Origin of the sequence: Myxococcus llanfairpwllgwyngyllgogerychwyrndrobwllllantysiliogogogochensis, from assembly GCF_006636215.1 — a bacterium.
Taxonomy (GTDB): domain Bacteria; phylum Myxococcota; class Myxococcia; order Myxococcales; family Myxococcaceae; genus Myxococcus; species Myxococcus llanfairpwllgwyngyllgogerychwyrndrobwllllantysiliogogogochensis.
The window spans coordinates 13,949-26,374 of sequence record NZ_VIFM01000020.1; the positions used below are offsets into that span (position 1 = coordinate 13,949).

General features: G+C 69.9%; 11 protein-coding genes. 6 read left to right on the forward strand and 5 right to left on the reverse strand.

Annotated elements, in window-relative coordinates; all coding sequences use genetic code 11:
• The gene (locus FJV41_RS07260) at nucleotides 1–612 is read right to left on the reverse strand and encodes a hypothetical protein (protein ID WP_246137060.1); all 612 of its coding nucleotides are present in this window, start codon (nucleotides 610–612) and stop codon (nucleotides 1–3) included.
• Between the two features lie 45 nt (nucleotides 613–657).
• A complete protein-coding gene (locus FJV41_RS07265) occupies nucleotides 658–2,169 on the reverse strand; it encodes a M91 family zinc metallopeptidase (protein ID WP_141641684.1) in 1,512 nt (503 codons plus the stop codon).
• A 342-nt stretch (nucleotides 2,170–2,511) separates the two neighbouring features.
• On the opposite strand from FJV41_RS07265, the gene FJV41_RS07270 reads away from it, so the two are divergent.
• Complete coding sequence (locus FJV41_RS07270; RefSeq protein WP_141641685.1) at nucleotides 2,512–3,939, forward strand: vWA domain-containing protein; 1,428 nt, start codon at nucleotides 2,512–2,514, stop codon at nucleotides 3,937–3,939.
• Between the two features lie 19 nt (nucleotides 3,940–3,958).
• A complete protein-coding gene (locus FJV41_RS07275) occupies nucleotides 3,959–5,101 on the forward strand; it encodes a hypothetical protein (protein WP_141641686.1) in 1,143 nt (380 codons plus the stop codon).
• Nucleotides 5,102–5,111: 10 nt separating this feature from the next.
• On the opposite strand, the gene FJV41_RS07280 is transcribed toward FJV41_RS07275, so the two are convergent.
• Complete coding sequence (locus FJV41_RS07280; protein ID WP_246137061.1) at nucleotides 5,112–5,444, reverse strand: hypothetical protein; 333 nt, start codon at nucleotides 5,442–5,444, stop codon at nucleotides 5,112–5,114.
• A gap of 254 nt (nucleotides 5,445–5,698) precedes the next feature.
• On the opposite strand from FJV41_RS07280, the gene FJV41_RS07285 reads away from it, so the two are divergent.
• Nucleotides 5,699–6,523, forward strand: a complete 825-nt coding sequence (locus FJV41_RS07285; protein WP_141641687.1) for a sterol desaturase family protein — start codon at nucleotides 5,699–5,701, stop codon at nucleotides 6,521–6,523.
• Between the two features lie 62 nt (nucleotides 6,524–6,585).
• Here the strand turns inward: FJV41_RS07285 and FJV41_RS07290 are convergent, their stop codons facing one another.
• Nucleotides 6,586–7,233 carry a hypothetical protein gene (locus tag FJV41_RS07290; protein WP_141641688.1) on the reverse strand — a complete coding sequence of 216 codons (648 nt, stop codon included), beginning with the start codon at nucleotides 7,231–7,233 and terminating at the stop codon, nucleotides 6,586–6,588.
• Nucleotides 7,234–7,295: 62 nt separating this feature from the next.
• Nucleotides 7,296–8,219, reverse strand: coding sequence for a hypothetical protein (locus FJV41_RS07295; RefSeq protein ID WP_141641689.1), 924 nt, complete (start codon nucleotides 8,217–8,219; stop codon nucleotides 7,296–7,298).
• 402 nt (nucleotides 8,220–8,621) lie between these two features.
• Here FJV41_RS07295 and FJV41_RS07300 point away from each other — a divergent pair, with 402 nt between their 5' ends.
• From FJV41_RS07300 to FJV41_RS07310, 3 genes are all read left to right on the forward strand, one after another.
• Nucleotides 8,622–9,020, forward strand: coding sequence for a BlaI/MecI/CopY family transcriptional regulator (locus tag FJV41_RS07300; protein ID WP_141641690.1), 399 nt, complete (start codon nucleotides 8,622–8,624; stop codon nucleotides 9,018–9,020).
• Entirely contained in the window at nucleotides 9,017–11,086 is a 2,070-nt protein-coding gene (locus FJV41_RS07305; RefSeq protein WP_141641691.1) for a M56 family metallopeptidase, read from the forward strand. The genes FJV41_RS07300 and FJV41_RS07305 overlap by 4 nt, the downstream gene beginning before the upstream one ends.
• A 159-nt stretch (nucleotides 11,087–11,245) precedes the next feature.
• Entirely contained in the window at nucleotides 11,246–12,415 is a 1,170-nt protein-coding gene (locus FJV41_RS07310; RefSeq protein WP_246137062.1) for a 4-hydroxy-3-methylbut-2-enyl diphosphate reductase, read from the forward strand.
• Nucleotides 12,416–12,426 lie beyond the last annotated feature (11 nt).

Sequence of the window (12,426 nt, forward strand, 5' to 3'; positions counted from 1 at the left end):
CTACTTCACGCCGTCCAGCGGCAGCGGCCCGCTGTCCAGGACTTGCTGGCGGGTCACCACCTGGCCGTACTCGGCTGTCCGGTACGCGGTGCCTCCGGACTCCGTCGCCCCGTGCAGGCGCACGTCGTCCGCGGCGGGCAGGTAGCCTACGCGCAGACGCAGCTCGCGCACGGCGGACAGCTCGCGCGTCACCTCGGGGCCCGTGGCATAGGGCATCGACGTGCGCAGCGGCAGGGGCACGAGCAGGCGGCGGGACGCGGTGGTGCCGGGCTCCACGCGACTCAGGGCGGGGACCTCGGGGGCCTCCACGTCCAGGTTCTCCGGGACGGGCACGAGCTGACGCAGCAGCACCGCGCCATCACCGGAGAGGTCCACATAGGCGCGCTCGGGCGCGAGGCCCACGTAGCCCGTGGGGCCCCACTCCGGCAGCCCGTCCACCAGCAGCACCGCGTGGGAAGAGGCGTTGCGCACCGCGTACGCGACAGCGAGCCCCTCGGGCCCGCTCGTCACCGACTCCACCTTCAGCTCCACTTGCGCATGGGCCACGCGTCCTCCCGGATGCGCGGGCTGATTCGAAGCCCGCGTGCAGCCCACGATTATCGCCAGCGCCATGCAGCAGGCGCCAGCTTGGAGCAGGGCTCTCATGCGAGAGGGCTGTTAGTAGTGCGGCCGGGTGGGCAGGTTCAGGTCGTCGCGGAGGACGTTCTCACCGGGGCGGCCACCCTGCACCACGTCCGGCGTGGCCGGGTTCTGGTCCAGGTCGACGGGCAGACCCACCGCGGACGTCTCCAGGTTGCGCGTGCCGTCCTTCGAACCGTTCGCCAGCGTGCCGTTGTTCATGTCGGACGCGTGCACCAGCTCGTGGAACAGGCCGACAATCGGAGGACGGTTCATCCACTCGTCAGCGCCCAGGGAGATGCGCGAGGTGTTGTAGTTCACCGTCGCGTCCGTGCCCTTGCCCGGCGTGCCGTCCTTGTTGAAGAAGCCGTCGTTGAAGGCCGTGCCGGACGCCGTGTTGCCACCGGACGTCTCCGAGATGGTCGTCGTCTTTCCGCTGTCATCCAGCGAGCGCAGCAGGTCCTGGCCCGACGGCAGCGAGCGCATCGCGTCCAGGTCCGACTGCACGCGCGCCTGGAACTCCGGCGTGCCCTTCACCGACACGGAGCTGCCCCGCTTGTCCGCGTCCGTCATGTCGACGATGGTCCGCGTGTCTCCGGCCGAGTCGGCGCTCTCCTCGCCCTCCTCGACATAGAGCTTGTCCGTCCCGCCGTTGCCGTTGACCGTGTCCTTGCCCGCGCCACCCGCCACCGCGTCGTTGCCCTCGCCACCACTCAGCGAGTCATCGCCCCGGCCGCCGATGACCTGGTCGTCACCCGCGCCACCCGTGGCGGTGTCGTCACCCGCGCCCGCGTCGATGTAGTCGCGACCCTCGCCGCCATTCACCAGGTCATTGCCGTCCAGGCCGTAGAGCACGTCGCGACCCGCGCCACCGTTCACCAGGTCGTCGCCCGCGCCACCCTCGACGTAGTCGTCGCCGTCGTCACCCGACACGGTGTCGGTGCCCGCACCACCCAGCACCGCGTCGTTGCCCGCGCCGCCGATGAGCGTGTCGTTGCCCGCGCCGCCCGTCAGCTTGTCGTTGCCGGCGCCGCCGTCCACCGTGACGTCCTGCGTGACGCTCGCGTCCAGGGTGATGCTGTCGTTTCCGTCGCCGCCCTGGATGATGGCGCCCTTGGCCTGCTCCGCCGTCAACGTCACCGAGTCCTTGCCCGACGTGACGGTCAGCGACCCATCCTTGCCCTGCGACACCGTCGCGGTGTTGTTCCCCGTTCCCAGGTCCACCACCGTCTGGCCACTGGCGTTGGTGCTCACCTGGGGACCCGCGGCAGCCGCCGCGTCCTTGATCTTCTCGCCGACCTTGGCCACGGCCTTGCCCACGGCCGACCCCGGACCCACCGGCGCACCCTCGCCACGAATCTCCGAGAGCACCGGACGGGACGCCGCACCCGTGCGCGGGGCCGCCTCGAAGCCGTCCTGCATCCGCTGCGCGACGGCCGTCTTCACCGCGTCGGGACGCTGGGCCTGGGCGGGCTGCTTCACCGGCTCCGGCTTCGGCTCGGGCTTCACGGACGTGGTGGGACGCGAACCGGACTTGCCAATCGTGGTCATGACGACTTCTCCCTGAGAACGAGGCACCCGGTACAGTCCCAGCGGCCAATGCCGGGGCGGACGAACGCCGACCTCCCCGATTATCGGGGTCCCCGGGTGGGAGTTGCTTCGTTTCTTGAATCCTGGGAGCGAATCGGTGGATCCGCGTGGCCGAGGCCGGCGCAAGCCCCCTGCGCAAGGACAGACGTCTGGGTTTACTTCCACCCTCCAGCGCCCGCCACCGCAACGCCTGACATCGCTCCATCGGTCATCGGGGGGACCCTCCTCCCGGTGACCGATGCGGCCCGGGAGCGGACGGGAGACTGTGCCGTCCACGTCAGCCCTCACACCCCGAGGAAACACATGAACCGCACCCTGCTGCTGCTGTCCGCCGCTGGATTGCTCGCCCTGGGCGCGCTCTCGCTGGGCAGGCCTCCTCCGCCTCCTCCGCCGCCCGTCACCGACACCAGCCACACCGTGGCCCAGCCGGATGAGCAGCCGGCCACCGCCGTGCTGCCGCTCATCGTCGCCCAGCCCTCCGATGGCGCCCTCACCCTCTCTGGCAAGCTGTCCGGCGCCTATGTCCAGCCGGGCGCCAGCGAGGCCTTCGCGTGGATGGAAATCAAGGCCCGCCCCATCGAGAGCGGACGCCGCGTCCCGGTGAACATGGCCCTGGTGGTGGACCGCTCCGGCTCCATGGAGGGGCAGAAGCTCACGGACGCCAAGCGCGCCGCCGCCGAGCTGGTGAGCCGCCTCACCCCCGAGGACCGTCTGGCGTTGATCCACTACGGCACCGACACGAAGGTCATCGCCAGCCGGCTCGTCACGGACGCCTTCCGCGAGGAGCTGCTCGCCGCCATCAGCGCCATCCGCGCGGATGGCTCCACCAACATCAGCGGCGGACTCTCCGATGCGGCCACCGCGCTGCGCGGCCACCTCGCCCAGTACCGCGTCAGCCGCGCCATCCTGCTGAGTGACGGCCAGCCGACGACGGGCTTCGTGACGGAGCCGGAGCTCTTCAACCTCACGCGCAGCCTGCGCGACGAGGGCATCACCGTCAGCGCGCTCGGCGTGGGCGAGGACTTCCAGGCCAGCCTCATGCGCGGCATGGCCGAGCAGGGCGGCGGGTTCTCCGGCTTCATCGACAACTCCGCCCGGCTGGCGGAGGTCTTCTCCCGAGAGCTGGACCAGGCCACCAGCACCGTCGCCCGCCGCGTGGAGCTGCGGCTGACCCTGCCCCCGGGCGTTCGCGACGTGGAGGTCATGGGCCTGCCCACCACCCGCGAGGGCAACGTCGTGAAGGTGCCGCTGTACGACCTGGCCAGCGCGCAGTCCGTGCGTGTCGTCGTGAAGCTGACGCTGCGCGCGACAGCCTCCACCGAGCCCGTGCGGCTGCTCGACGCCACCGTGCGCTACCTGGACGTGGCCCGCGACGCGACGGCGGAGGCGACGCTGCCCCTGTCGGCCCAGGTCACCGAGGACGCCGCCCTGGTGCGCGCCCACCTGGACCGGGACGTGCGCGTGCACGCGGTGCGAGCGTTGGGTACCCAGCAGATGCGCGCCGCCGTGGAGGAGATGAAGCGGGGCAACCGGAAGGCCGCCGTCGGTCTGCTGGGCAACGCCAAGAAGCTTTTTGGCTCGTCCCCCTCCGCGCTGTCGGGGGAGCTTGCGGAGCTGGACCAGACAGAGGCAGCCTATGGGCGGGCGTCGAATGACGGTGACGTTCGCCGCGAGTCGCTGAACCTCTACAAGAAGACGATGAAGAACTTCGGCGAGAACAACGCCTATTAGTCAGGACGGTGCAGCCCCCATGGCCCTCTCCCTGCAGTTCCTCCACCGCGAGGAGTTTGAATCCCGCACCTTTCGCGCGCTGGGGGGAGGAGCCTGCATGGGCATCTTCGCGGCGCTCGCGCTGCGCGTCTGGGAGCCCTTCACGCCCATCGTCCGGCTGACGCTGGAGCCGGGCTACTTCGCGGTGGTGGCCGCCGCGCTCGCCGCCGCGAGGCCCCTGAAGGGCTACGGGCTGGGCCTGCGCGCGGCGCTCACCGTGCTGCCCGTCTTCCCGTTCCTCTTCTCCGCGCCCCACCCGCTGCCCCAGAGCCTGGCGGCCTGCATCGCCGCGGCGCTGGTGACGTGGCTGGGCAACGGCCGTGAGGCCGCGGGAACCTCCACCGCCGTCGCCGCGAGCGCCGCCGCCGCCGGCATCCTCGCCCCGGTGGGCCTGTACGTGCAGCAGGTGCTGGATGCCCGCTTCCTGGGCGACATGAACCTGGTGTCCCTGGTGGTGGGCTTCGCCTGCGTGGCCCTCTTCTGGAGCATCGGCACGCTGCCCTCGCACCTGGTGCTGCACACCGACACGGTGGAGGCCCGGGGCCTGGCGCTCGGTGACTCGCTCAAGGGCGAGGCGCAGGAGCTGGCCGCGCGCGCGCTCGGGTTGTACCAGCAGTGCAAGACGGCGGTGCTGCGCATGCCCGCGAGCACCGGCCGGCAGGAGCTGGTGGGCGTGCTGGAGAAGATGGCGTCGGAGAGCTTCTCGCTCGCGGAGGCCCACGCGGCGCTCACCGCGCAGCTGGACTCCGTGGTCGCCCATGACGTGGACGCGCAGGTGAAGGAGCTGCGAGCGCGCGCCGCCGCCATCCAGGACACCATCGCCCGGCGCCAGCTGGAGCTCGCCGCGTCCTCACTGGGCGAGGAGCTCAACCACCTGGATGCCCTGAGCCGCAAGCGCGAGCGGCTGTTCGCCCAGCTCCACGCGCAGGTGGCGCTGCTGGAGCGCGCCCGCGTGTCCTTCATCGGCGTGCAGGGCCATGAGCTGGGCTCCAAGGGCGAGCAGGCCGCGCAGCTCGCGCGACGACTCAAGGGCCTGGGTGACGACTCCACCCAGCCGCCCGCCCCCGAGGACGCGCAGGACACGCCGCGTCCCACCTCCGAGGCCACGCGCCTGCGGAGCTGACGCCGCGCCCCTAGTTCTTCTTGGCCTTGCTCCGGGTCTTGCGCACGGCGACACGGGCCGGCTGCTTGCGCTGGGTCTTCGCCCGGAAGCTGCCGGGGGGCGCGTGCAGCTCGTCGGCGATTCTCCGCTCGATGGCTTCTCGCGTGTCTCGCGCGACGATGAGCGCCGCCTCGATTTCCTCGCGCACCCGCGCCGCCTGCTCCTCCGCCGCGGCTCGGTACTCCGAGGTGGTCCGACGTAGGGCCAGTGTCCCTCGGTCCGCCGGCTCCACGCTCCGCGCCACCGCTGCCTGCCCCCGGGCCCTGCTCCCCCGCGACTTGTCTTCCCCTGCCTTTTCCGCCATGGGAGCCTCCACGCGCTGATCCCTTCCGTCGAAAGTGGGCCGTGGTCTCCTGTCGGGGAAGTCCGCCGCTCAACTCGGCCCCCATCCAGGCGGGAGGGCAGGCACCCAGCCGGCGGACCGGCAAGCAGCGGTGCTTCTCTTGCATCGCAGAAAAACGTAAAAGCAGGCCGGATGATTGTGGCGCAAGGGTGCCGGGCCCCTGCTACTCACAGCGACGCCGCATGGGCGGGCAGCGTCCAATTGCGAGGGATACCGTGGCGGTCAGCGAACCCTTTTCATTTCTGAAGCACCGGAAGCACAACCTGGACCGGATGACGCTGGGCGACCTCGTCTACTCGTTCTTCACGTACTACGCGGTCCTGGCCTACATCACCGTGGGCATCGTCAGCCTCGTGTACGCGGTGAAGTGGTTCGACAACCCGGTGCGCATGCTGCTGGCCATGCTGGCCGCGAGCGTGGTGTTCCCGTTCGGCTGGTACCTGGTCCACAAGAACATCCTGCACAGCCGCTTCCTCTACAAGACGCCCTTCACCGCGGCGACGTGGAAGCGCATCCACTTCGACCACCACCAGGACCCCAATGACTTGCGCGTGCTCTTCGGCGCGCTGGCCAACGTGCTGCCGACGGTGGGCGGCGTCATCGCGCCCATCGGCTATCTCATCGGCGGGAAGTCAGGAGCGGCGGCGGCGCTGGGCTGGGCGATGGTGGTTACGTGTTTCTATGAGTTCTGCCACTGCATCCAGCACCTGAACTACACGCCGAAGCTGGGCTTCCTGAAGGAAATCAAGCGCCTGCACCTGTCTCACCACTACCACAACGAGCAGGGCAACTACGGCATCACCAACTACTTCTGGGACCGCCTCTTCGGGACCTTCTATTCGAAGGCCGGTGAGAAGCCCAAGAGCCCCACCGTCTTCAACCTGGGCTACACCGCCGAGGAGGCCAAGCGCTACCCGTGGGTGGACAAGCTCTCCAACGGCACGCGCGGTGATGACCACCCGCGCCGCTTCTGGCAGGGCAAGGAAGGCCAGGGCACGCAGCCGGAAGACGCTTCGGCGCGAGTGGGCGGCGAGCCGTAGACGAAGGGAAACGGCGAGCCTCCTGAAGAGGCTCGCCGCGAGACTTCACCCGCCCGACGCGGCTAGTACTTCACCGAGCCGTTGGGCAGCATCAGCGTCGAGTTGGACTTCTGCAGCGCCACCATGGAGCGCGCCATGTCCAGCACGAGCACCGCGCGGCCACGCACGGACAAGTCCCTCACGCGAGCCTCGAACGTCACCGGCGCCACCCGCGCGTCCAGCTCCGACGCCTGAGCGCCATTCCGGGCGAAGTCACCCAGCGCGTTGAAGTGCACGGTGATTTTGACCTTGTCGACGCCCGGCGGCACCGTGAAGCGCGCGGCCAGCGGCGAGTGGCCCGGCGTCGCCAGCTCCAGCATGTTCGACATCACCTGCACCGGCACGGGCTTGCCCTCGGCGGTGGTGATGAGCACGTCGGAGACGGGCACCTTCAGCGAGGTGTAGTCCGTCAGGCCCTCGCCCCTCACCCGCAGCTCGAAGCTCTGCGTGGAGGGAGTGCCGGGGCCATCCCCGCCGCCGGGGACGGGGCCGGGGTTTTCACCGCCGGGAACAGGGCCCGGGTCCTGACCACCCGGAGCGGGGTCTTCACCACCAGGCACGGGCGTCTCCACACCCGGGTCGTCGCCCGGGAACGGGACGGAGTCTTCACCGCTGCAGGCGGCGAGCACGAGGGCCGAGGCCCCCAGCGTGGACAGCAGGAACTTCTTCATGACGTGTCTCCTCGAAAGCTTTTGAGTGAATCGATGTCTGGAAGGTGTGTGTGGAACGGGGCTCAGGGAATGCAGATGAGGCCCGTGGGAATGGTGAAGTCGACGGCGAGCGCCTGGGCGGCCTGGGGCGTCGCGGGGCCCGGGTCGAAGCCACCGGGGAACGCACCGGCGTCACAGGAGTTGTTGTACGCGTCCAACTGCGTGTTGAGGGTTTCGAGCGTGGTGCAGTCGACGGAGCCCAGCGCGGTCAGCACGAGCGCCAGCAGGTTGGGCGGGACGGTGAGGCCGCCGAACAGGCGCTGGTTGCAGGTGGCCACCAGCATCTGACGGGCGACCAGGAAGCGGATGCGGTCCAGTTGGCTGCGCGGCAGGCCGGTGATGGGATACTTCGCCGGGTCACCCCACAGGAGGCCCTCCGCGCCCGGCAGCGTGGCGACGATGCCGATGCTGCCCAGGGGAATGGGGCCGCCAGCCAGGCACTGCTGCACCGCGGAGATGTGGCTCTTGTAGAAGCCCAGCGTCCGCGTCGCGGTGCACACCTCCGGCGGCGGCTGCACGCAGGTGATGCGCGCGGTGCACAGCGAGGAGCCCAGGTCGAACCCGGAGGTGAACACGTTGTCGATGTGGTCGTCCACCAGCCCATCGAGCAGCGCCAGCGTCCGGCAGTCGTCGTAGCTGTTGAGCGTCAGCGCGAAGTTGGACGTCACCGACTGGCCCACCGGAATCACCACCGGCGGCGGCGGGAGGAAGGAGAAGCCCTCCAACACCAGCAGCGGGTCCGCGGCCGTCAACAGAATGGACGGCAACGTCGGGTGGACGTTGTTGACCTGGAAGCTGAAGTTCGCAGTGAAGGGATACGTCGAGACCTCCACGGAGGCCTGCCCGTTCACCAGCTTCGAACACGTCAAATCATGCGCTTCCGCCACACCCGCCAGCCCCACCACGGCGGCACACGCCGCACCCATCCAACCGCTCAACGCCTTCATTTTCTTGCCCCGTCCTGCTTCGTCTTCTCGAGCCGGGATGACTCGTGTCGGGGGGACCTTTTTCACCGGATGTGCCACGCGAGGGACGTGTCAGGTCGCCTCCACGCCGACGAACCCACCTCCCTGGAGGCCGAGCAGGCGCGACGCGAGGGCCCCTTGCGTGGAACTCGCGTTCCCCTCGGTGGGAACGACGCTTCCGACTCGAAAAGGCGATGACTTCTCCTCCTGGGAAAATCCCGGGAGCAGGCAGGCACGGAAGTGAGGCCTCTCGTTCCCAGGCTGAGGACTGGCCCGCACTTCCCGAGCGAATCCGACGTCACGGGGAGCATCTACGAAGACCTTCGTTGACATCTACGAACCCATTCGTATGATGAGTTCGTGGATGCTGGATGCGAGGAAGCCATGAGCGAGTCGAAGCTGCCGCGCCCCACGGATGGCGAGCTGGCCATCCTGAGGGTGCTGTGGGAGCGCGGTGACAGCACGGTGCGAGAGGTGCACGAGGCGCTTCACCGGCGAGAGCCGGCGGAGGCCACGGGCTACACGACGGTGCTGAAGCTGATGCAAATCATGACGGACAAGGGCCTGGTGGCGCGCGACGAGTCCCAGCGCGCGCACGTGTACCGGGCCCATGCGACGGAGCAGCGCACGCAGCGGCAGCTGGTGACGGACCTGGTGGAGCGCGCCTTCGGCGGCTCTCCGGCCCGGCTGGCCATGCAGGCGTTGTCCTCGCGCAAGACGAGCCCGGAGGAGCTGGCCCAGTTGCGCCAGCTGCTCGATTCCATGGAAGGAGCGGACGAATGAGCAGCCTGGTGATGGAGTCGATGGGATGGGCGCTGGTGCACTCGCTCTGGCAGGGCACGCTGGTGGCGCTGGGGTTGGCGGTCGCGCTGATGACGGTGGGCCGGCGCGCGGCCAACGCGCGGTATGCGCTGGCGTGTGGCGCGCTGGTGCTGACCGTGGTGCTGCCAGTGGCCACGGGGTGGCGGCACGCGACGCAAGCACGCGCCACGCGGGCGGCCGAGCACGCCGTGTCCACGCGGGACCTCCGCCAGGAGTCGCTCGTCGCGGCGCGGACCCGGGCCATGGCGCGGTGGGACCGCTCCGCTCACACCGGGGTCTCCGAGCGCGAGCCCGCGCGGGCCGCGACTTCCGACTGGACCCGCATGGAGCCCGCGGGCCTGCTGACGCTGGTGGTGGAGCGGGTGCGCGAGTCACTGGCGGACCTGTTGCGCTGGGTGGTGCTCGCGTGGGTGGCGGGCGTGGGCCTGAGCTCCGGACGGCTGACGGCGGAGTGGGTGCAGTTGCGCCGGCTCGCGCGCCGTGCCCTGCCCGCGCCCCACGAGTGGCAGGAGCGGCTCGACACGCTGTCGCGTCGCCTGGGCCTTTCGCGCGCGGTGCGGCTGCTCCAGACGACCGAGGTGGACGTGCCCTCGACGGTGGGCTGGCTGTCTCCGGTGGTGCTGCTGCCGGTGTCCGCTCTCTCCGGCCTGCCCACCCGTCAGTTGGAGATGGTGCTGGCGCACGAGCTGGCCCACATCCGCCGGCATGACTTCGCGGTGAACCTGGCGCAGGTGGTGGTGGAGACGCTCTTCTTCTACCACCCGGCCGTGCGGTGGATGTCCAACGTCATCCGCGTGGAGCGCGAGCACTGCTGCGACGACGTGGCGGTGAGCGCCAGCGGCAACTCCGTCTCCTACGCTCGGGCCCTCACGGCGCTGGAGTCCCTGCGGGTGCTGCCCTCGTCGGAGCCGAGCCACGCGATGTCCGCGCTGGGCGGCTCGCTGCCCGAGCGCGTGCGTCGCCTGGTCTCTCCGCCCGCGCCGCGCTGCTCCTCCCGCTGGGTCGCGGGGGCGTCGGTGCTGACGCTCGTGAGCAGCCTCGCGGTGGCCGCGCCCCTGACGTCGCTGGTGCTGGGCCAGGCCCCCACCTCCGACGTGTCCAGGCCGGGCGTCGCGAACGCCGCCGTCCCCGCGCCGCCCGAGGCTTCCGAGCCTCCCGCGCCGCCGAGCCCGCGGGCCCTCCCCCGCCTCCCCACGGCGCCGAGGCCGCCCGGAGACGTCAAGGTGGCCCTCCCCATGAAGCTGGCCGCGGCGCCCGACGTGAAGGTGAAGGTGTCCACGCGCCAGGACGACGAGGACTCGGACCTCGACGAGCGCACGAAGGTGGGCGCCGGTCAGTCGCTCTCCGTCGACCAGCTGGTGGCGCTGAAGACGGCGGGCGTGACGCCGGAGCGGGTGCGGGAGCTGGAGTCGATGGGCTACGAGCCCACCGTCGCCAACCTCGTCGAGATGGGCCACATGGGCGTCACCTCCGAGTACATGAAGCAGATGACCGTGAGCTTCGGCCGCAAGCTGGAGGCCAACGCGCTGGTGGAGCTGCGCGCCCTGGGCATCACTCCGGAGTACGTGGCGGCGCTCAGGGACGCGGGCTTCGACACGAAGAACCCCGACGACGTGGTGGAGGCGCGCGCGGTGGGCGTGGACCCGGAGTACGTGCGCGGACTGAAGGCCGCAGGCTACTCCGGCATGTCGCTGGAGGACATGTCCGAGCTGCGCGCGGTGGGCGTGGACCCGGCGTACATCGGCGCGCTGGGCAAGGCCGGCCTGCCCAAGCTCTCCGTGAATGACCTCCAGGAGCTGCGCGCGGTGGGTGTCACGCCGGAGTGGATGGAGCAGATGCGCTCGGCCGGCGTGGAGACGAAGGACCCGGACGAGCTCACCGAGCTGCGCGCCCTGGGCATCACCCCGGACTTCCTGCGCGAGCTGAACGCCGCAGGCCTGAAGAACCTCTCCCCCGATGAGCTGGTGCGCCTGCGCGCCGGCGGCGTGGACGCCGACTTCATCCGGCGCCTGCGCGACTCCAAGTAACACCGTTACACCGAAACACCTGTCACCGAGTGGCCGGGGAGCAGCGCTCGCTCCCCGGCCCCGTGACACCCCTCCCCTCTCACGCCCTTCCCCACGGACGCGCCCACACGGGCTCGCGCCGGACGGCAGGGCTCCGTCCAGAACCGAAGGAGCCTCACCATGATGCGTCGCGTGTCGTCGCTGTTGACCTGCTGTGCCCTGTTGCTGGTGGCCACCACCGCCTCCGCCGCGAAGGAGCTGCGAGGCACCTGGACGTCCTCCTCCCGGGAGAAGTCCGCGGAGAACTTCCACATCAGCCTCATCCACCCCGACGACGAGGACGGCGGCAACGGGCAGATGGGCTTCTCCGAGCCCCGCGCGGCCTTCCAGGGCCTGCCCACGGCGGACGGCCCGGCCACCTTCACGCTCTCCCGCGAGGCCGGCGTCTTCACCTTCACCGGCACCTTCCAGGCCGGAGACGGCGCGGGCCACTACCGCTTCGCGCCGAGCGACACCTACGCGAAGTCCATGGCCGCGCTCGGCTACCCGAAGCTCACCGAGCTTCAACAGTTCCAGCTCGCCGCGACGAACGTCACCACCCAGCGGGTGAAGGAGCTGGGGGCCATGGGCTACAAGGACATCCCGCTGGAGCAGCTGCTCACGGTGGGCATCTTCAACGTGTCACCCGAGTACATCCGCGAGCTGGCGAAGCTGGGGTACGAGAAGCTGACGCTGGAGCAACTGGTGCAGGGCCGCATCCACGGCGTCACGTCCCAGCGCGTGAAGGACCTGGGCTCTGCGGGCTTCCCCAAGCTGTCCTGGGAGGACCTGCTCGCCATGTCCATCCACGGCGTCACCGCGGAGTACATCCGCGACGTGCGCGCCATGGGCTACGGCGGCCTGGACGCCGAGAAAATCGTCGCCTTCCGCATCCACGGCATCACCACCGAGTTCGCCCGGGAGATGCGCGGCCTGGGCTTCAAGGACCTGGACGCCGACGAACTGGTCGCCATGCGCATCCACGGCGTCTCCACGCCCTTCGTGAAGGAGATGCGTGAGCTGGGCTTCAAGGACCTGGACTCGGACGACTTCGTCGCCATGCGCATCCACGGCGTCACCATGCCCTTCGTGAAGGAGATGCGAGAGCTGGGCTTCAAGGAAATCACGCAGGAAGAACTGGTCTCCTTCCGCATCCACGGCGTGACGTCCGACTTCGTGAAGAAGCTGCGCGACGCGGGCTACAAGAACATCACCCCGGACGAGCTGGTGCGCCTGCGCATCCATGGAATCGATGAGACGTTCATGCGTTCCATGTCTCGTGGCGGCAAGGGCGACGCGGGCGGCAAGTAGCACTCCAGGGC

Excerpts from the sequence above, each read along its gene's own strand:
- FJV41_RS07260 (WP_246137060.1), bottom strand. The coding sequence starts at position 612 with ATGGCGCTGGCGATAATCGTGGGCTGCACGCGGGCTTCGAATCAGCCC.
- FJV41_RS07265 (WP_141641684.1), bottom strand. The coding sequence starts at position 2,169 with ATGACCACGATTGGCAAGTCCGGTTCGCGTCCCACCACGTCCGTGAAG.
- FJV41_RS07270 (WP_141641685.1), top strand. The coding sequence starts at position 2,512 with ATGAACCGCACCCTGCTGCTGCTGTCCGCCGCTGGATTGCTCGCCCTG.
- FJV41_RS07275 (WP_141641686.1), top strand. The coding sequence starts at position 3,959 with ATGGCCCTCTCCCTGCAGTTCCTCCACCGCGAGGAGTTTGAATCCCGC.
- FJV41_RS07280 (WP_246137061.1), bottom strand. The coding sequence starts at position 5,444 with ATGGCGGAAAAGGCAGGGGAAGACAAGTCGCGGGGGAGCAGGGCCCGG.
- FJV41_RS07290 (WP_141641688.1), bottom strand. The coding sequence starts at position 7,233 with ATGAAGAAGTTCCTGCTGTCCACGCTGGGGGCCTCGGCCCTCGTGCTC.
- FJV41_RS07295 (WP_141641689.1), bottom strand. The coding sequence starts at position 8,219 with ATGAAGGCGTTGAGCGGTTGGATGGGTGCGGCGTGTGCCGCCGTGGTG.
- FJV41_RS07300 (WP_141641690.1), top strand. The coding sequence starts at position 8,622 with ATGAGCGAGTCGAAGCTGCCGCGCCCCACGGATGGCGAGCTGGCCATC.
- FJV41_RS07305 (WP_141641691.1), top strand. The coding sequence starts at position 9,017 with ATGAGCAGCCTGGTGATGGAGTCGATGGGATGGGCGCTGGTGCACTCG.
- FJV41_RS07310 (WP_246137062.1), top strand. The coding sequence starts at position 11,246 with ATGATGCGTCGCGTGTCGTCGCTGTTGACCTGCTGTGCCCTGTTGCTG.